This window comes from Nocardia caishijiensis NBRC 108228 (genome assembly GCF_001612825.1).
In the GTDB taxonomy this organism is placed as follows: domain Bacteria; phylum Actinomycetota; class Actinomycetes; order Mycobacteriales; family Mycobacteriaceae; genus Nocardia; species Nocardia caishijiensis.
This window is the reverse complement of record NZ_BDBE01000023.1, coordinates 96,368-114,784: the sequence shown is the minus strand read 5'-3', so window position 1 is coordinate 114,784 and position 18,417 is coordinate 96,368. Positions and strand designations below refer to the sequence as shown.

Below are 18,417 nucleotides of genomic sequence, written 5' to 3'. Positions count from 1 at the left end.
TCGGCCCGCCCCCGACCGAACCGGCCGACAGCCGACCCGGCTACTTCGCCAGCGGCTGGGCGTTGGTGACGGCCTGGGCCAGCGTGGTGAAGGCGGCTTCGTTGCCCGCGCCGGTGATCAGGACGCGGACCGCGCCCAGGTCGGCGATCCAGGCCGATTCCTCGGTGGGTTCGGTGTAGACGACCCACTTCTGCCCGGCGATGTCCTGTGTTCCGGTGGGATAGCGCGAACCGAGCACGTGCCGCGACAGCGCCTCCTCGGTGGCGTTGCTCTGCGAATACCGCATGTAGGTGCCCTGCGGGGTGATGTAGCCGACCGTGCTCACCGGCCCGCCCCCGGCGATGCTGATGTTCTCGCGACTGCCGGAGTTCGACACCCAGTCCTCCGGCAATGCCGGTTGACGGATCGGGAACGGCATCGATTTCGCGTCCGAACGCAGCGCGGCGGTGGCGTCGAAGAAGGGGATCTGGCCCTGGGTCGGGCCGTTGGTCGCCACCGTGCACTGGCTGGCCGCACCCGCGAGCACGACCGCGATCAGCACCAACGGAATCAGCGACCAGAACAGATCGCGGTAGTCGTTGAAGATGCGGTGCTTGGTCTGGGCCACGACTACCAGTATCCACTCGGCCCCTGACCTGGCCGCTCAGGGGTCGCGCCGGGAGGTCGTGCACGACCGTGCCGGTTCGGAATGCGACAATTGCCCCCGTATCACCAACGCCAAGGAGGCACTCCGCAATGACGGCATCTTCGCCCGCCCCCAGCCGCCGCGAGGCACCCGACCGGAACCTCGCCCTCGAGCTGGTACGTGTCACCGAGGCAGGAGCGATGGCCGCGGGCCGCTGGGTCGGCCGCGGAGACAAGGAAGGCGGCGACGGTGCGGCCGTCGACGCCATGCGTCAGCTGGTCAGCTCGGTGTCCATGAAGGGCATCGTCGTGATCGGTGAGGGCGAGAAGGACGAAGCGCCGATGCTCTACAACGGCGAAGCGGTCGGCGACGGCACCGGCCCCGAGGTGGACTTCGCGGTCGACCCGATCGACGGAACCACCCTGATGTCGAAGGGCTCGCCCGGCGCCATCTCGGTGCTCGCGGTCGCCGAGCGCGGCGCCATGTTCGACCCGTCGGCCGTGTTCTACATGCACAAGATCGCCGTCGGCCCCGATGCCGCCGGTTCGATCGACATCACCGCCCCGATCGGCGAGAACATCCGCCGCGTCGCCAAGGCCAAGCAGTCCTCGGTCTCCGACCTGACCGTGTGCATCCTGGACCGCCCCCGCCACGCCGACATCATCCAGCAGACCCGCGAGGCGGGCGCGCGCATCCGCCTGATCTCCGACGGTGACGTCGCCGGTGCCATCGCCGCCGCGCGTCCCGAGTCCGGCGTCGACATCCTGGTCGGCATCGGCGGCACCCCCGAGGGCATCATCGCCGCCGCCGCGCTGCGCTGTCTCGGCGGCGAGCTGCAGGGCATGCTCGCCCCCAAGGACGACGAGGAACGCCAGAAGGCGATCGACGCGGGCCACGACCTGGACCGTGTGCTTTCGACCACCGACCTGGTCTCCGGCGAGAACGTCTTCTTCTGCGCCACCGGCGTCACCGACGGTGACCTGCTGCGCGGCGTGCGCTACTTCGGTGGCGGCGCGTCGACCCAGTCGATCGTGATGCGCTCGAAGTCCGGCACGGTCCGCATGATCGACGCCTACCACCGCCTCACCAAGCTGCGCGAATACTCCTCGGTCGACTTCGACGGCGACGACAGCGCAAACCCGCCACTGCCGTAATTTTGGAGCGCTGGCGCGCTCGAGTTGGCGGCCACTGAGGTCCCGACGATCAGGCACCGTTGCTTGCTCCTTCGTCGCCTACGCAACGGTGCCTGATCGTCGGGACGGCCGCCAACCGCCGACTTCGTCGGCGATCCCTCCTCGAGGTCGGGATGTGGTGGCTGGGAGTGCGGTGATGGTGGACTGCGGGTCAGTCTCGATATTCCGCTGGACGGTGTGGGATATCGCGCGGGCGTGGCCGCCCCATTCAGCGGGTTCTCGTCCTAGGGTCGAGGTATGGCTGACGACGACGCGCAGTACCGCATCGAGCACGACACCATGGGGGAGGTCCGTGTCCCCGTCGACGCCCTGTGGCGGGCGCAGACGCAGCGGGCGGTGGAGAACTTCCCGATCAGTGGGCGTGGGCTCGAGCGGGCGCAGATTCGGGCGCTCGGGCTGCTGAAAGCCGCGTGCGCCCAGGTGAACAAGGACCTCGGGTTGCTCGATCCGGTCAAGGCCGAGGCGATCGTGGCGGCCGCGAACGAGATCGCCGACGGTCGCCACGATGACCAGTTCCCGATCGACGTGTTCCAGACCGGTTCGGGCACGAGCTCCAACATGAACGCCAACGAGGTGATCGCCTCGATCGCCGCGCGTAACGGCGTCACCGTGCATCCCAACGACGACGTGAACATGTCGCAGTCGTCCAACGACACCTTCCCCACCGCCACCCATCTGGCGGCGACCGAGGCCGTGATCGCGGAACTCGTTCCCGCACTGGAACATCTGCGCCTGGCCCTGCTGGACAAGTCGCAGCAGTGGCACTCGGTGGTGAAGTCGGGACGCACCCATCTGATGGACGCGGTGCCGGTGACCCTCGGCCAGGAATTCGGTGGGTACACCCGCCAGATCCAGGCGGGCATCGAACGCGTCATGGCCACCCTGCCGCGCCTGGGTGAGCTGCCGATCGGCGGCACCGCGGTCGGAACGGGCCTGAACGCGCCCGCCGGTTTCGGCGCGAAGGTCGTCGCGGAACTGGTGCGCGCCACCGAGATCGACGCCCTGCGCGAGGCGCGCGATCATTTCGAGGCTCAGGCCGCCCGCGACGGACTCGTCGAGGCCTCCGGCGCCTTGCGCACCATCGCCGTGAGCCTCACCAAGATCGCCAACGACATCCGCTGGATGGGTTCGGGCCCACTCACGGGCCTCGGTGAACTCCAGCTGCCCGACCTGCAGCCCGGCAGTTCGATCATGCCGGGCAAGGTGAATCCGGTTCTGCCCGAAGCGGTGACGCAGGTGGCGGTGCAGGTGGTCGGCAACGACGCGGCCATCGCCTTCGGTGGCGCCAGCGGGGCGTTCGAGCTCAATGTCTACATTCCGGTGATGGCGCGCAACCTGCTCGAGTCGATTCGCCTGCTCGCCAACGTGTCCCGCCTGTTCGCCGACAAGTGCGTCACCGGACTGGTCGCCAACGAAGAGCATCTGCGCACCCTCGCCGAGTCGTCGCCGTCGATCGTCACCCCGCTGAACTCGGCCATCGGCTACGAGGAGGCGGCCGCGGTCGCCAAACAGGCGCTGCGCGAGAAGAAGACGATCCGCCAGACCGTCATCGACCGCGGCCTCACCCCGGACAAGCTCAGCGTCGAGGAACTCGACCAGAAGCTCGACGTACTCGCCATGACCAACGTCGACCGTCGCGGAAACTAACAAACCCGGCCACGCACCCCCGACCTCGAGGAGGGGCGTTCGCGGCCGGGTCGCCGGTCAGGTGCCGCGGCGTAGGCGACGAAGGAGCAAGCCGCGGTGCCTGACCGGCGGCCCTTCGGGGCCGCGAACACGCGGCGCCAGCCGCTATTGATACAGCGCGAGTTCCGCGCGGGCTTTTTCGCCTTCTTCGCCGAGGTCGGTGCGGGTGAAGATGTTCCAGCGCCGCAGCAGCGGCCCGAACACCAGCTCACCTTCCTTGGCGGGGTCGTAGATGCCCGCTGCGGCCAGCGCCTCGTCGCTGGAACCGCCGCCGGGCAGGTCCACCTGCGGCACGCGGAACGCGGCGACCTGGTCGGCGATCGCGCGCACGGCCTGGTCGGGGACCAGATCGAGGGCGGCGGCGACGAGGACGGCGAAGAACTCGGCCTGCAGTTCGTCGTCCACGGCCAGCTTCTCGGCCATCGCGGTGACGATAGGGTTCTCACCCAGTGCGGCGGTGTTGCGGTGCCGGATCGCGGCGGCGGCCTCTTCGAAGGCGCAGGTGGCGAGGACATCGATGAGGTGCAGCGGCGGCCGGTTGAAACCGGCGGTCATGTGCGCCATCCGCGCCCGCTCCAGCGCGACGGGGTCGACCGCGCGGGTGAGCATCAGGTAGTTGCGGAGCATGATCTCGTGGCGGTTCTCCTCGGCCGTCCACCGGCCGACCCACCGCCACCACGGACCGGTGCGCAGGTGCTTGCCCAGTTCCCGGTGATAGGAGGGCAGGTTGTCGGCGACGAGCACGCTCACCGTGAGCGCCAGTTTGGCGGTCTCGCTGAGATCGGACTGGTCCGGCGCCCAGTCGGTACCGCCGAGGAAGGCGAAGTTGCGTCCGTCCGACCACGGCACGAGGTCGTGCGGTTGCCAGCCCTCGGCCGCCTCGATGTGCCGGGTCAGGTTGGTTTCCACCACATCGGCGAGCGCGTCCAGCAGTTCGCGGTCGGTCAAAGTTTTCTGCACGCAGCCAACCTAGTACTTCGCCGTCGGGCGCGGGAACCTACGCGGTGATCCGGTCCCCACGCCGCGGCGCGATTACTTCGGGGTGACGGTGGTCTGGCCACCGACCCAGGTGATGGTTCCGCCGGTGAAGTCGCTCTGCTTGCCGCCGGGGATGTCCTTCTCGTCGCTGGTCGGGTAGCCGAGGGTGCCGTTGGCGCCGCCGTTCTCCTCCCAGGCCTCGCGGATGTCGCCCCACACGATGTGGGCGCCGCTGTCGGAGCTCCAGTAGATGGTTCCGCCCTCGAAGTCCTGGTACTGGCCACCGTTGGGGCCCGACTCCTGGGCTTCCTCCGGCGCGCCGAGCGGGCTCGAGGCACCACCGGTGGCGACGTACTTCTTGTACACCTCGCCGGAGACCGTGATGTCACCGTTGGGGGTGGAGATGGTGGTCGACTCACCGGCGGCGGTCGCGGTGGCGCTTCCGGTGCCCTCCCCTGCCCCGGTGGTCGCCGTCGCCGACCCGTCGGTGTGGTCGGCGTGGTCGGTGGTCGTCTCCGAGCCCGCCCCGCCGGGCAGGGTGGTGATCACGCTGGAGATGGCCGAGTCGACCTTGTCGTTGCTGTCGTCGTCACCGCAACCCGCGGCGAGCAGAAGTCCGGTCGCGGCGACCAAGGCGGCGCCTCCGGCGGCGGTACGTCGAGCGAAGTGGTTCATATCCATCCTCTCGCGAGTGGCCCCCCGGGGGCGCGCCCCGGATATGGAGCCTGGCCGACATCCGCAACGGCCCGGCAGAACAGTGTTCGCCGAGCCGTTGCTGGAAAGGTGTCGCCGCGGATAATACCCACAGTTCGCCGATATCAAACGGATTCGGGCCGGTGACGCGGCCCGATTGCCCGATTACGCGTTCGGGCCGTACTCCTCGAGCATTTCGGTGACGAGCGCCGCGATCGGCGAGCGCTCACTGCGGGTCAGCGTGATGTGCGCGAAAAGCGGGTGCCCCTTGAGCTTTTCGATCACCGCAGCCACCCCGTCGTGCCTGCCGACACGCAGATTGTCGCGCTGGGCCACGTCGTGGGTGAGCACCACCCGCGATCCGGTGCCGAGCCTGCTCAACACGGTGAGCAGCACATTGCGTTCCAGCGATTGCGCCTCGTCGACGATCACGAACGAATCGTGCAGCGACCGGCCACGGATGTGGGTCAACGGCAGCACCTCGAGCATGTCGCGGCTGAGCACCTCGTCCATCACCTCGCGGCTGGCCAGCCCGTCGAGCGTGTCGAAGACGGCCTGGGCCCAGGGGCCCATCTTCTCGCTCTCCGAGCCCGGCAGGTAGCCGAGTTCCTGCCCACCCACCGCGTACAGCGGACGGAACACCACCACCTTGCGCTGGGTGCGCCGCTCGAGCACCGCCTCGAGCCCGGCGGTCAGCGCGAGCGCCGACTTACCCGTGCCCGCCCGGCCGCCCATCGACACGATGCCGATGCTCTCGTCGAGCAGCAGGTCGAGCGCGATGCGCTGTTCGGCCGAACGCCCGTGCAACCCGAACGCCTCGCGTTCGCGTACCAGCTGCACCCGCTTGTCGGCGGTGACCCTTCCGAGCGCGCTGGAGCTGCTGCCGAGCAGCCGGATGCCGGTGTGGCAGGGCAGTTCCCGCGCCTCGTCGAGGTCGATCACCGACTCGCTGTAGAGCTGGTCGATCTGGGAGCCCGCGACATCGAGTTCGACCATGCCGCTCCACCCGGAGGTCACCACGTCCTGGGCGTGGTATTCGTCGGCCGACAACCCGACCGCGCTGGCCTTCACCCGCAGCGGGATGTCCTTGGACACCAGCACCACGTCCTCACCCTCGGCGGCGAAGTTCAGCGCGCAGGCGAGGATGCGGGAATCGTTGGTGTCGGAACGGAATCCGGCGGGGAGCACCGAGGCATCGGTGTGGTTGAGCTCCACCTGCAGGGTGCCCCCGTCGGTGCCGATGGGCAGCGGCTGGTCGAGCCTGCCGTGCTGCATGCGCAGGTCGTCGAGCATGCGCAGCGCCTCCCTGGCGAACCAACCGAGCTCGTGGTGGTGCCGTTTGGCCTCCAGTTCGCTGATGACGACCAGCGGGAGGACCACGCGGTGTTCACCGAAACGGGTGACCGCCCAGGGGTCCGACAGCAGGACAGAGGTGTCTACGACGAAAGTCTTCAGACCGGAACGCGTGGGGCGAACACCCTTCTTCGAGGCCGAGGCCGTGTGCATCGCGTGAGCGGAAACGGAGCGTGCAGCAGTCACGGTGGGCTCCTTATGTGTTCGCACGGCACCCGCGCGAACGATCTCGCTGGACCGGTCCGTCCTGGTAGGTGGTGACGCTGTCAACCACCACTAGGGCCGGGTGCCGGCCCTCTCGCACTGAGTAGCTCAGTCACGGTCAGGACCTCCCGTACGAATCACACCGACGCGATCCGCATCTTCGACGCTACCGCCGAACCCGCGACGGCGCTGCCGGTCCGGCCCACGTGTCCGTGAATTCGAGGTTAACCAGCATGGTCGCCGCCGTTCGGCGCGTCGAGCGCTACAGTCGTGGCATGGCCGATGACCAGGATCTGGAGAAGCTGTCGTCGAAGGAACTGCACGATCGCGCGGTGAAGACGGCCGTGCGGCGCGGCGATGTGAAGTTCCTGTGGGACCTGTTGAAGGCGATTCCCGCGGCTCAGGCCGAAGCGGGCGATGTGGGCGAGAGCGAGGCCGACATCAAGTACGTGCTGCCGATGCTCGACGACTACATCCACGCCGGTGACGGAAAAATCGCCGAAGTCCTGCGTCCGACCTACCTGGATTATCTCCGCGAGCACCGGTAGGTCAGCGGCGGGCGATCGCCTTCGCGACCCCGACGACCGTGCCGCGCAACACATTGCCCTTGCTGAAGTGGTCGTCCCACAACACGATCCGGCCCGCCCGGATCGCGAAGGTGCCGGTGACCCAGAACCCGATGCGCACCGGACCGAACCGCAGGTAGTCGGTGCGGTCGGTGAGCACGATGTCGCCGTCGGCGGCGATGTGGTGCATCTCGGCCCAGAACCCGAGCGCCGGGCGGTCCAGTCCGCGCAACACCGTGGCGACCCGCTTCTTGCCCCGGATCGTCGGCAGCGAGGTGTTCTTCCAGACGATCTCCGGATCGAGGAGTTCCAGCGCCTCGTCGACCGCGTCGAGCTCGAGCGCGGCGAAGAATTCGCGCACCACGGTGACGGCGGGTTCGGGAAGTTCCTCGGTCATGGTGTGAGCCTAGGACTTCGGCGGCTCGTGGGCCAGAGCGGCGCGACGATCGATCAGGGCGGCGATGCCGTCGATACCGGCCGCATCGTTACGGCTGCACCGTCACCGCACTGCGCGGGACGCCGTCCGGCGTGCACGTCGAGTTCGAGCACGCCGCGGCCCGAGCCTTCGTGCTCGTATTCGGCGCGGACGGAATCTACTGTCGGGTGCGAAGTTCGGCCTTGGGCCCCGAGCGCGAGCACGACCACGCACAGGGCTTGACCTGGAGTGCACTCCAGGTCATAGGCTCGGTCGCATGAGCATTCGTCTCGGTTACCAGATGCCCAATTTCAGCAACACCTCCTCGATCCGCGAGTTGTTCCCGACGGTCGTCGCGCAGGCAAGGGAGGCGGAAGCGGCCGGATTCGACGCCGCCTTCGTGATGGACCACTTCTACCAGCTGCCGTTGATCGGCCCGCCCGACGCGCCGATGCTCGAGGCGTACTCCGCGCTCTCGGCGCTGGCCTTGGCGACGGACCGAATCCAGCTGTCCGCCTTGGTGACCGGCAACACCTACCGCAACCCGGCGCTGCTCGCCAAGACGGTGACCACCCTCGATGTGGTCAGCGGTGGACGCGCCGCACTCGGGATCGGCGCGGGCTGGTTCGAGCTCGAGCATCAGCAGTACGGCTTCGAATTCGGCACCTTCACCGAACGATTCGAACGTCTCGAGGAAGCCCTGCAGATCATCACACCGATGCTGCGCGGACAGCGACCGACCTTCGACGGCACCTGGTATCGCACCGAGAGCGCGATCAACGAGCCGCGCGTGCGCGACGACCTGCCGATCCTGCTCGGCGGTGCCGGAGAGAAGAAGACCTTCGCCCTGGCCGCGCGTTTCGCCGACCACCTCAACATCATCTGCAACGCTTCCGAGCTGCCGCGCAAAGTGGCCGTCCTGCACCAGCGTTGCGAAGAAGCCGACCGCGATCCCGCCACCCTCGAGACCAGCTTCCTCGCCTTCGTCATCGCCGACGAGGACGGCGACCGGGCCCGCAAGATCCAGTCCGACATGATGGCGCAGGTCGGCATCGACGTGGCGGCGCTCAGCGAGGCGGAACGCCGCGAGAGCGTCGTCGACCGTCAGTTCGTCGGCACCCCCGACGACGTCGCCGCCCAGATCAAGGACCGGGTGCTCGATCAGGGCATCGACGGTGTGATCGTGAACATGGTCGCCAACGGCCACGAACCGGGCGTGGTCGAGGCCGTCGGGCGCGCCCTGCTTCCCCTGGTGAAGTGATGCCTCACCAGGCGGCGAATTCGCCTTCGCCGCGCTGACGGATCTGCTGACGACGACGGAAGAAGACTTCCTCGGGGCTCGACGCGGTCAACGCGTCTGTGATCACGCCGAGGCGGGTGTCGTAGCGGTTCGTGCGGATGTGGCGGTCGATGCCCGCCTGCCATTCCGGTGGCAGGCGGGACCACGCGTCGGCCACCCTGGCCTGGGCGGCGGGTTCCGACTCGGCCAGCAGTTGCAGCAGCGCGGGCCAGTAGGTGGCGTCGGTGGCGTGGGCGGGCAGTGCCGCGATCGAGGCGGGGCTGAGTTCGGCGAGGGTGGCGGCGATCCGGCGGCGGGCGGGTTCGCTGAGCCGGGCCGACAGCGCGAACAGGCCGCGCCACGGCTCGGGTTCGGTGCGGCCGTCGAGGGCGCGAACCAGCCGGGTCAGCACGCCGGGGTCGGCCAGTTGCGGGTTGGTCGACAAGGCCCACAGGGCAACGGGATTGAGCCGCCCGATCACCGTGAGCAACGCGATCGAAGCGCGGCGGTCGACCGCGGTGAGCAGGAAGCGGCCGATCTCGTGGGCGGCGCCGCGTCCGAAGAAGATGTCGCCGATCGTGGCCGTCACCTCGGGATCGACCTTGCAGAACAAGGCGAGCATCGCGTGGTGCAGGTCGGGCGGACCGGCCAGCACCGTCTGCAACATGCCGGGAACCCGTCGGCGCGGGCCGTCGAGCAGTTGGCGCACGATCCGGCTCAGTGTGTGCGCGGGGTAGGCGTAGGCGGCGGTGTAGATCAGGCCCGCGTCGTCGAGGACGGTCTGCTCCAGTGCCGCGATCAGTGGTTCGTTCACCACGGAGAGGAACCGTGCGGCCGTCACATAGTCGCGGCGACGCAGCAATTCGTTGATGATGAGGGTGATCGGCTCCGGCCTGCCGTACCGCATCAACTGCTCGAAGACGTTCGGGTCGAGAAACGGGGCGCCGTCGGCCGCGTACACCGCGTCGACCATGCACAGCGCCTGCGCGCACTTCTCGGGATAGTGGATGCCGACCGCCCCGAGGAACCTGGCCGCGAGTACCGGCGGCACCACCCGTTCGAACAGGCCAACCCCGAGCGCGACCGGGAAGATCGGCACCACCGGCGTGACCCGTCGGAAGGTCTCCGCGTGCTCGGCGTGCAACGCGCGCAACATCTGCTGCTGAATCGCCGCGAGATGCGCCGCCCCGAGCCTGGTCAGCGGCGCCAGATGCTGCGGCGAAACCTGCAGGGTGCGGGCCAGCACCACCAACTGGGTCTGCGCCTCGAGCTCGGTTTCGATCATCGCTCACCGAAGATGATCCGGCGCGAGGCTCCCCGCAGCGGCGCGGGCATCGCGGACAACGCGGCATCGATAGCCCGATGCAACGCCCGATGCTCGTTCTCCCGCGCCCCACGGAACAACCGCAGCAACTCCGCCGCCTCCGCATCGGTGAGCAGATCGAAGGCGGGGACCATCCCACCTACCTCGCGTGCCAGCTCGCCTCGATGGTCCATACGAATCGACCATGCCCCATCCGCCCCCGATTGAGTACCGTTCGGAACTTTTTTGGTGCTCATGACAACGAAACCCATCACCGCTTCGTCCGATCACACTGCCCGAGCCCGCCGCGCCCCTACTACAAGTCGTCGGGGAGTATCCGGAATGCCGGGTGGCCGGTCAGCGGTTGGATCGCCCGGAAGTCACGCCGATCGAGGGTCAGGATGTCGGCGGTCTCGTACCGTTCGCCGAGGGCAACGTTGGTCGCGTCGGTCAAGTCCAGGCGCAGGGCGAGGTACCGGCCTTGGACGCGGTAACTTTCCGAAGGCAAACTCTGTGAAATGCGAACAGCCCCGTCAGGACGACGGGGCTGTTGCGGGAGAAGCGGGTCAGCCGAGGAGGCGCCAGTCTTCGAGGCCCTGGTAGAGGGGGACGCTCTGGGCCAGTTTGGCGACGCGGGCGCGCAGGGTCTCGGTGTCCGAGGTGCCCGCGAGGGCGGCGGCGATGATGTCGGCGACCTCGGTGAACTCGGTGTCGCCGAAGCCACGGGTGGCCAGGGCGGCGGTGCCGATACGCAGGCCGGAGGTGACCATCGGGGGGCGCGGGTCGAAGGGGACCGCGTTGCGGTTGACGGTGATGCCGACCTCGTGCAGGAGGTCCTCGGCCTGCTGACCGTCGAGCTCGGAGTTACGCAGGTCCACCAGCACCAGGTGCACGTCGGTGCCGCCGGTGAGGACGGACACGCCCTTGCCCGCCACGTCGGCACCGGTCAGGCGCTCGGCGAGGATGCGCGAACCCGACAGGGTGCGCACCTGACGGTCCTTGAACTCCTCGGTCGCGGCGATCTTGAAGGCGGCGGCCTTGGCGGCGATCACGTGCATGAGCGGGCCGCCCTGCTGACCGGGGAACACCGCCGAGTTCAGCTTCTTGGCGAACTCCTGCTTGGCCAGGATCAGGCCGGAGCGGGGGCCGCCGAGAGTCTTGTGCACGGTGGAGGACACCACGTCGGCGTACGGCACCGGCGAGGGGTGCAGACCGGCGGCGACCAGACCGGCGAAGTGCGCCATGTCGACCCACAGGTAGGCGCCGACCTCGTCGGCGATCTCGCGGAATTTCGCGAAGTCCTGGTGCCGCGGGTAAGCCGACCAACCGGCCACGATCACCTTCGGCTTGGCGGCCTTGGCGATATCGCGGACCTCGTCCATGTCGATGCGGTGGTCTTCCTTGGACACACCGTAGGAGTGGACGTCGTAGAGCTTGCCCGAGAAGTTCAGGCGCATGCCGTGGGTGAGGTGACCGCCGTGGGCCAGGTCGAGGCCGAGCAGGGTCTCGCCCGGGTTCATCAACGCCATCAGCACCGCGGCGTTGGCCTGCGCGCCCGAGTGGGGCTGCACGTTGGCGAACTCGGCGCCGAACAGTTCCTTGGCGCGATCGCGGGCCAGGGTCTCCACCACGTCGACGGCCTCGCAGCCACCGTAGTAGCGGCGGCCTGGGTAGCCCTCGGCGTACTTGTTGGTGAGCACGGAGCCCTGCGCCTGCAGGACCGCGCGCGGCACGAAGTTCTCCGAAGCGATCATCTCGAGGGTGTCGCGTTCGCGGGCGAGCTCGCCCGCCATCGCGGCGGCCAACTCGGGATCGAGCTCACCGAGAGACTGGGTATTCACCGAAGCGGTCGTCTGCGTCACGACCCTCAGTCTATGGCCCGGGCGCGGGCGTCCCGGCACGGGGATAGCGCGACTGCGCCGCGCCCGCCACCCGGGAGACCCGGCTCACACCGCGCTGACCAGGTTCGATAGCCGTCGAACAGGCTTTTCCGCCGTAACGCACCCGGTTCGGGTGACCGATGACACAGGTATGAACTTCGCACCCGTAGGCCCGATCGAGGCGCTGCTGCTCGCGGTTCGTCAGTTGGTCTGCACGCTGACCGGCGGCACGACCTGCGTGATCTACACCTGAGAGGATCAGTTATGCATCCCCTGCCCGTCACCCCGGCCGTCGCCCCGTCGAATCCGATCGAGGCGCTGGTGCTGTACCTGGGTTACCTCATCTGCTCACTGACCAACCCGGGCGGTTGCGCCGTCATCCAGTAGCCGTCGGATCGCCCCCGGCGTGAGCGGTTCGTCCAGCAGGCGCCCGAACCGTTGGACGCGGTCCTGCGCGTCGACGGCACCGTCGAGCCAGCCGCCGAGCAGGCGGTAACCCTCCACATAGGTGCTGATGTAGGCGCGCCACAGCGGCGAGGACAGGAACCGCAAGGACTGCCTGGCCCGTTCCGGTGTCGCCAGACTCCAGCGCTGCAGGAACTGCGCCACCTCGTCGTGACCTCGGTGCTTGTCGTGCAGCAGCAGCGCCGCGTCCTGGCGCACACTCAGCAGTTTCGCCGACGCGGCCGAGAGCCGTTCGGCCCGTTCACCATCGAAGCGCAGCCCGAGGTCGGCGTAGATCTCCTGCGCCCACGCGCCCCAGCCCGGCCCGACGATCGACTGCAACGCCAGATCGGCCAGACCCTCGGCCATCAGGCACTGCGGGGTGTTGACGAGAAACAGTGTCTGCTCGTCCTCACCCGCCGCGACCAGCCCGGCCTCCTTGCGGCAGTGCTCGGTGTGATGACCCGGGTAGGATTCGTGCGCGATGAGCGCGGGCAGATGCGCCATGTGCTGTTTGAGGTCGGAGTTGATCGCCACCGTTGAGCGGTAGTTGCCCAGGTAGTAGTTGAAACCCGACCACGGTTTGTCGCCGACCACCTCATAGCTGACGTGCTCGTGGTCGGGCAGCGGGTAGCGGGCGCGCACCCGCTCGCGCAGGGCGCTGGAGAACGCCTCCACGCATTCGGGCAGCCGCTCGGGCGGGATCTCGTCCCCGCGCCGGTGGGCGGCGACACGCTCGGCCAGCGGTCCGTCACCCCCGAGGACCTCGTCCATCAGCCGGTGCGCTTCGCGATAGTCGTCGGGGTCGCCCGGGGCGATGTCGACGTCGAAGTAGGCGCGGACCTCGTCTACGAAGCCGATCTCCTCACCCGCGAACTTGCGCGCGGAGCATTCCATCGCGATCAGGTGGGCGTCGAGGAACTCGGTTCGCTGGGGTCCGAGCCCGGCGTCGGGCAACGCCGCACGCAGATCGATCGCGCGGCGGACCAGATCGGCAGGTTCGGGCGCGGCGGCATTCTCGACCTCGCGGCGCAGCGCCGGATCGCCGGTGTAGGCGTCGACGAAGCCGGATTCGAGCCGATCGAAAGCCAGCCCGAGCCGCAGGTATTCGGTGACGAACGGATGAGACCCCATGCGCCGACCTTACGTGGTGAATTCGAAAAGCGGGCCCTACCTCGCGGTTGTTACTAGTTACCGACGGGTAGCCAAACCCCCCGTTGCGCACGGACGACCGGCACGGAGCACAATCGCCGCATGCGGTCAGAGTTATCCCGGATCTCACCGAACGGGCAGCCCAGCTGTGCGTGTTTGCCCGAACGGAGCGTCGGGTAAGTGGCACGGATGAGCGAGCCGAGCCCGTATGTGGAGTTCGACCGGAAGCAGTGGCGCACCCTGCGCAAGTCGACTCCCCTGGTCTTGACCGAGGAGGAACTGACCGGACTACGTGGCCTCGGCGAGCAGATCGACCTCGAGGAAGTCGCCGAGGTGTACCTGCCGCTCGCCCGACTGATCCACCTGCAGGTCGCCGCACGTCAGCGCCTGTTCGCCGCCACCGCGACCTTCCTCGGCGAGAAACACCCGGACAAGCAGGTGCCGTTCGTGATCGGCGTCGCGGGCAGCGTGGCGGTCGGTAAGTCGACCACCGCGCGCGTGCTGCAGGCGCTGCTGTCGCGCTGGGATCACCACCCGCGCGTCGACCTGGTGACCACCGACGGATTCCTCTATCCCACAGCCGAACTCACCCGCCGCGGCATCATGCACCGCAAGGGTTTCCCGGAGAGCTACGACCGGCGCAAACTGCTGCGCTTCGTCACCGAGGTGAAGTCGGGCGCCGAAGAGGTGTGCGCACCGGTCTATTCGCACATCTCCTACGACATCGTGCCCGATGAGAAGCACTGCGTGCACCAGCCCGACATCCTCATCGTCGAGGGTCTCAACGTGCTGCAGACCGGTCCGCGCCTGATGGTCTCGGACCTGTTCGACTTCTCCATCTACGTCGACGCGCGCATCGAGGACATCGAGAACTGGTACGTCCAGCGCTTTCTCGCGTTGCGCAAGACCGGCTTCGCCGACCCGAACGCGCACTTCCACCACTACGCGGGTTTCACCGACGAACAGGCCACCGCGGCCGCCCGCGACATCTGGAACTCCACCAACCGCCCGAACCTGGTCGACAACATTCTGCCGACCCGCCCACGCGCGACCCTGGTGTTGCGCAAGGACTCCGACCACACCATCAACCGGCTGCGCCTGCGCAAGCTCTAGATCGGCGACCCCAGCGACACGACATCGGTCGCCAATTCCGAACTGGCACCGCCCTTTTCGACGACGAGCACACCCTGCGGGGTGTCGCGAGCCGCGAGCGGCTCACCGCCGACCACGCGCAGGACGGTGTGTTCGGGGCGCGCGAGCAGGTCGATCACCGGTTGCTCGGCGACCGACGCCCAGCCCTGGGCACCCGAACGCAACCGGTCGACCGTGCCGGTCGCCCCGGCCACATCGGCCCATTTGCGCACCGCCACGCTGATGGTGTTGTCGCTGCCCCAGCGCGGGTTGTACACCGCGGAGCACTCACCGGGGACCGAGGGCAGATCCGAGACGGCATTGCTCCGTACGTCGATGGTCGCGACGAAACCGATGCCGCACGAGGCGCTGCGCGCGGTGGCGCCCGCGAGCACGAAGGTGTGCCCGTCGGGGCCCGCCGCGGCCGAGAGCTGGGAATCGATACCGGGCACCCGGCCCAGCGGCAGAATCGCCTCCGAGCCGATGGCGTAGAGGTGGTTCTTCTCCCACCACAGCCCCCGCGACTCCGACCGGGCCAGCAGCACGTACTCGTCGGTGGCCGCGACCAGGCGGGCACCGTCCCAGCTGCCGCCCGAGAGCGGGCTCGGCGAATCCGGGAGCACGAGGTCGCGTTCGGGTTCGGCGGGTGTGGTGCCCGCGAGGTCCTGGCTCATGATCTGGCCCGGCTCGCGCCACCAGCCGACCACCGCGTCGCGCAGGGCGACCGCGTCGGTGCAGTCGCATTCGGTGCGCGTCACCGAGCCGTTGTCGACGCTCAGCGCGACCAGGGTCTTGGACGCCGTCTCCACCGCGAACGCGAAGGCGCCGTCGCGGGTGAAGTTCACCGACGCGGCCGAATAGCCGAAATTGCCCGGTGCGCGCAGGGTTTCGTCACCACGAACGACCACCAGCTCGCCCGCGGTCCGGTACGCGAACACCCCGGAACGATCGGGCTGGTCGGCCGGGGTGATGACCGGTGCGGGTGTGCCCTCCACCCCACACCCGGCGACCAGACCGACCGCGCCGAGCACCGCGATCCACGCACCTGCCGTCCGCGCAACTCCCACCGCTGTCCCCTACCTGTGTCGACGGGTCAGTTCCGGGCAGCAGCCTAGCCCGCACACCCGCGAAACCGGGGCGACTCGTCACAACTTCCAGGCAGCGTCCAACCTGGTCGCCACATCGATGTTGCGCACGGCGGCGATCTCGGGTTTGCGGATCTCCTCGGACATGTACCTGGCGACGAACCGACGGATCTCGTGATCCACACTGGCCAGCACACGCAACAACTGACCGCGCTTGGTGGAACTGGCCACGTTCACCCGCACATCACCCGGCCTCGGCTCGGCGATATCGATGACCACCCGCAGCGGGTCGGCGGTGCGCGCCGTCAGATGTAGGTGCACGGTGCCGTCCACCCGGAAACGCGACCTGTCGACAGCGAGATCGACCACCAGATCCACATGCAACGGGATCGTCAGTTCGAAGGAGATGAACGCGTCGACGAAACGCAGAATGCGCGGCCGACCCAACTCCACCTGCGCGGTGACCTTCGCCAACCGGCCTGGCCCGACCCCGATCGGGCCGAAATCGAAAGCGGCACCGGTGAGCTCGCCGAACGCCTCGGCGATGCGCTGCTCGGAGACGGCGTACTCGAGAAAACGCCTACCGAACTCCTCATAGCTGATGTAAGACGCCTCATCAGGTTCCACGAACGCGACAGTACGCGAGGACTACGACATCACACCCCGAAGCGACGATGCCGCGCCGCGTAATCACGCAGCGCGCGAAGGAAGTCGACCCGGCGGAACTCCGGCCAGTACGCCTCGGTGAACCAGATCTCCGAATACGCGCTCTGCCACAACAGGAAACCCGAAAGCCGCTGCTCCCCAGAGGTTCTGATCACCAGATCCGGGTCAGGCTGGCCGGAGGTGTACAGATGCTGACCGATGGCGTCGACCGTGATCGACTGCACCAGATCCTCCCCCGACTCCCCCGCCGCGATCTCCTGGCGCACCAGCGACCGCACGGCGTCGGTGATCTCCTGCCTACCCCCGTACCCCACCGCCACATTCACATGGACACCGTCGCGCCCGCTGGTGCGCTCGGCCGCCACCCGCAGCCGCTTGGCGATCAACTCGGGAAAACCGGCGAGCGAACCGACGATCCGCACACTCCAGTTCTGCTCCGGCGCCGACAACTCCTCGACGACATCGGTGATCACCTCGAACAGCGTCTCGAGTTCCTCGGGATCGCGGCGGAGGTTCTCGGTCGACAACAGGTAGACGGTCACCATCTCGATACCCTCGTCGGCACACCAGCCGACCAGCTCGGCGATCTTCAACGCCCCGACCCGATGACCGTGGCTGACGTCGGCGAACCCGTTCTCCCGCGCCCAACGCCGGTTCCCGTCACACATCACCGCCACGTGGCGGGGGTGCTGCTTGTCGGCCAGGTGCTTGGACAGCCTGGCTTCGTAGACGCGGTACGGCAACCCACGCACCCGACCAAGAAACTCCACGCCCGCACCCTACGCTCCCCCGCCTCCCCGCGACTTTTGCCGGTCGTAAGCACGGGGCGAGGGGCGCGGCGGGCTGGCGGTGAGGAAGTACTGCGGTTTCGGGGTGGGTGGGGAGTTACCCATGTTCTTGCGAGATCAGGGGTCGGGAGCACGGGGGGTCGGTGTGGTGGGGTTTCGGGAAACTTCTTGTGTGGCTGTCGGCACCTTCTGGCGTGGTGGGGTGGGGTTTCACGTACCGTTGGGGCGTAACCTACGGTTCCGTAGGTTTTGACTGGGAGGTTGGTCGTGGAGGCGGTTGGGGCCGATTCGGGGGTTCCCGTTGCGCTGGTGAAGCCGCGGTTTCGGGGGTGGATCCATACGTGGGCCTTCGGGGTGGCAGTGGTCGCGGTGACGGTGCTCGCCGTGGCCGGGTTCGCGCGGTCGGCGACGGCGGGGTGGGCGACCGTGGTGTACGGAGTCGCGGTGTGCGGGCTGTTCGGCGTGAGCGCGGTGTATCACCGGGTGACGTGGGCCAGCGTGCGGACGCGGGTCCGGATGAAGCGGATGGATCATTCGATGATCTTTCTGTTCATCGCGGGCAGCTACACCCCGTTCGCGGTGCTCGGGCTGCCGGAAAGCACCGGACGGACCCTGCTGATCGTGGTGTGGGCGGGGGCCCTCGCGGGCGTGGCCCTCAAAGTGCAGTGGCCGACCGCGCCCCGATGGGTGGGGGTACCGCTGTATCTGCTGCTCGGCTGGGCCGTGGTGCCGGTCGCGCCGACCCTGCTGCACAACGTGGGCGTGCTCCCGCTGGTGCTGCTCGCCATCGGTGGCGTGATCTACAGCGTGGGGGCGGTGCTGTACGCGACGAAATGGCCGAATCCGTGGCCCGACTTCGGACACCACGAGTTCTTCCACGCGGCGACCGTCGTCGCGGCACTGTGCCACTACATCGCGATCTGGCTCGTCGTGCTCGGCTGAGCGGCGTGCGTTGCGTGGTGTCCCCACCCGCGCC

Annotated in this window: 20 protein-coding genes; 7 read left to right on the top strand and 13 right to left on the bottom strand. The window is 68.2% G+C overall.

Annotated elements, in window-relative coordinates:
- Positions 1 to 40: 40 nt before the first annotated feature.
- A complete protein-coding gene (locus NC7_RS06855; RefSeq protein WP_084458072.1) occupies positions 41 to 607 on the bottom strand; it encodes a DUF4245 domain-containing protein in 567 nt (188 codons plus the stop codon).
- Between the two features lie 128 nt (positions 608 to 735).
- Between NC7_RS06855 and glpX the strand changes: the two genes are divergently transcribed.
- Together glpX and NC7_RS06845 are read left to right on the top strand one after the other, a co-directional pair.
- A complete protein-coding gene (gene glpX, locus NC7_RS06850) occupies positions 736 to 1,779 on the top strand; it encodes a class II fructose-bisphosphatase (protein ID WP_067980421.1) in 1,044 nt (347 codons plus the stop codon).
- A gap of 276 nt (positions 1,780 to 2,055) precedes the next feature.
- Positions 2,056 to 3,465: a class II fumarate hydratase gene (locus NC7_RS06845; RefSeq protein WP_067980419.1), complete on the top strand. Its 1,410-nt coding sequence runs from the start codon at positions 2,056 to 2,058 to the stop codon at positions 3,463 to 3,465.
- Positions 3,466 to 3,609: 144 nt separating this feature from the next.
- Here NC7_RS06845 and NC7_RS06840 read toward each other — a convergent pair whose 3' ends face one another.
- The 3 genes from NC7_RS06840 to phoH2 form a co-directional block, all read right to left on the bottom strand.
- The gene (locus NC7_RS06840; RefSeq protein WP_067980416.1) at positions 3,610 to 4,464 is read right to left on the bottom strand and encodes an acyl-ACP desaturase; all 855 of its coding nucleotides are present in this window, start codon (positions 4,462 to 4,464) and stop codon (positions 3,610 to 3,612) included.
- A gap of 72 nt (positions 4,465 to 4,536) precedes the next feature.
- Entirely contained in the window at positions 4,537 to 5,157 is a 621-nt protein-coding gene (locus NC7_RS06835) for an LGFP repeat-containing protein (RefSeq protein WP_067980474.1), read from the bottom strand.
- 183 nt (positions 5,158 to 5,340) lie between these two features.
- A complete protein-coding gene (gene phoH2, locus NC7_RS06830) occupies positions 5,341 to 6,714 on the bottom strand; it encodes an RNA 5'-3' helicase PhoH2 (RefSeq protein ID WP_067980470.1) in 1,374 nt (457 codons plus the stop codon).
- Between the two features lie 293 nt (positions 6,715 to 7,007).
- Here phoH2 and NC7_RS06825 point away from each other — a divergent pair, with 293 nt between their 5' ends.
- Positions 7,008 to 7,280 (top strand): hypothetical protein, encoded by a 273-nt coding sequence (locus tag NC7_RS06825; RefSeq protein WP_067980467.1) that lies wholly within the window; start codon positions 7,008 to 7,010, stop codon positions 7,278 to 7,280.
- 1 nt (position 7,281) lies between these two features.
- Here NC7_RS06825 and NC7_RS06820 read toward each other — a convergent pair whose 3' ends face one another.
- Positions 7,282 to 7,695 (bottom strand): limonene-1,2-epoxide hydrolase family protein, encoded by a 414-nt coding sequence (locus tag NC7_RS06820; protein WP_067980413.1) that lies wholly within the window; start codon positions 7,693 to 7,695, stop codon positions 7,282 to 7,284.
- Positions 7,696 to 7,990: 295 nt separating this feature from the next.
- Between NC7_RS06820 and NC7_RS06815 the strand changes: the two genes are divergently transcribed.
- Positions 7,991 to 8,974 (top strand): LLM class F420-dependent oxidoreductase, encoded by a 984-nt coding sequence (locus NC7_RS06815; RefSeq protein WP_067980411.1) that lies wholly within the window; start codon positions 7,991 to 7,993, stop codon positions 8,972 to 8,974.
- Positions 8,975 to 8,978: 4 nt separating this feature from the next.
- Here NC7_RS06815 and NC7_RS06810 read toward each other — a convergent pair whose 3' ends face one another.
- The 4 genes from NC7_RS06810 to glyA all read right to left on the bottom strand — a co-directional run bounded on the left by NC7_RS06810 (position 8,979) and on the right by glyA (position 12,157).
- A complete protein-coding gene (locus NC7_RS06810) occupies positions 8,979 to 10,277 on the bottom strand; it encodes a hypothetical protein (RefSeq protein WP_067980408.1) in 1,299 nt (432 codons plus the stop codon).
- Positions 10,274 to 10,489 carry a hypothetical protein gene (locus NC7_RS28955; protein WP_157101866.1) on the bottom strand — a complete coding sequence of 72 codons (216 nt, stop codon included), beginning with the start codon at positions 10,487 to 10,489 and terminating at the stop codon, positions 10,274 to 10,276. The genes NC7_RS06810 and NC7_RS28955 overlap by 4 nt, the downstream gene beginning before the upstream one ends.
- A gap of 122 nt (positions 10,490 to 10,611) precedes the next feature.
- Entirely contained in the window at positions 10,612 to 10,803 is a 192-nt protein-coding gene (locus tag NC7_RS06805) for a PIN domain-containing protein (RefSeq protein WP_236573092.1), read from the bottom strand.
- 58 nt (positions 10,804 to 10,861) lie between these two features.
- Positions 10,862 to 12,157 carry a serine hydroxymethyltransferase gene (gene glyA / locus NC7_RS06800; RefSeq protein WP_067980405.1) on the bottom strand — a complete coding sequence of 432 codons (1,296 nt, stop codon included), beginning with the start codon at positions 12,155 to 12,157 and terminating at the stop codon, positions 10,862 to 10,864.
- Positions 12,158 to 12,439: 282 nt separating this feature from the next.
- On the opposite strand from glyA, the gene NC7_RS30035 reads away from it, so the two are divergent.
- On the top strand, positions 12,440 to 12,562 hold the full coding sequence (locus NC7_RS30035) for a hypothetical protein (RefSeq protein ID WP_255285043.1): 123 nt from the start codon (positions 12,440 to 12,442) through the stop codon (positions 12,560 to 12,562).
- On the opposite strand, the gene NC7_RS06795 is transcribed toward NC7_RS30035, so the two are convergent.
- Positions 12,524 to 13,753, bottom strand: coding sequence for a hypothetical protein (locus NC7_RS06795; protein ID WP_067980402.1), 1,230 nt, complete (start codon positions 13,751 to 13,753; stop codon positions 12,524 to 12,526). The two genes, NC7_RS30035 and NC7_RS06795, sit on opposite strands and share 39 nt — an antisense overlap.
- Positions 13,754 to 13,951: 198 nt before the next feature.
- Between NC7_RS06795 and coaA the strand changes: the two genes are divergently transcribed.
- A complete protein-coding gene (gene coaA / locus NC7_RS06790; RefSeq protein ID WP_067980400.1) occupies positions 13,952 to 14,884 on the top strand; it encodes a type I pantothenate kinase in 933 nt (310 codons plus the stop codon).
- On the opposite strand, the gene NC7_RS06785 is transcribed toward coaA, so the two are convergent.
- The 3 genes from NC7_RS06785 to NC7_RS06775 all read right to left on the bottom strand — a co-directional run bounded on the left by NC7_RS06785 (position 14,881) and on the right by NC7_RS06775 (position 17,423).
- Complete coding sequence (locus tag NC7_RS06785) at positions 14,881 to 15,969, bottom strand: hypothetical protein (RefSeq protein WP_067980397.1); 1,089 nt, start codon at positions 15,967 to 15,969, stop codon at positions 14,881 to 14,883. The two genes, coaA and NC7_RS06785, sit on opposite strands and share 4 nt — an antisense overlap.
- Positions 15,970 to 16,047: 78 nt before the next feature.
- On the bottom strand, positions 16,048 to 16,614 hold the full coding sequence (locus NC7_RS06780) for a hypothetical protein (RefSeq protein ID WP_067980393.1): 567 nt from the start codon (positions 16,612 to 16,614) through the stop codon (positions 16,048 to 16,050).
- 29 nt (positions 16,615 to 16,643) lie between these two features.
- A complete protein-coding gene (locus NC7_RS06775; protein ID WP_067980390.1) occupies positions 16,644 to 17,423 on the bottom strand; it encodes an isoprenyl transferase in 780 nt (259 codons plus the stop codon).
- 285 nt (positions 17,424 to 17,708) lie between these two features.
- Between NC7_RS06775 and trhA the strand changes: the two genes are divergently transcribed.
- Entirely contained in the window at positions 17,709 to 18,383 is a 675-nt protein-coding gene (gene trhA / locus NC7_RS06770) for a PAQR family membrane homeostasis protein TrhA (RefSeq protein ID WP_067980386.1), read from the top strand.
- Positions 18,384 to 18,417 lie beyond the last annotated feature (34 nt).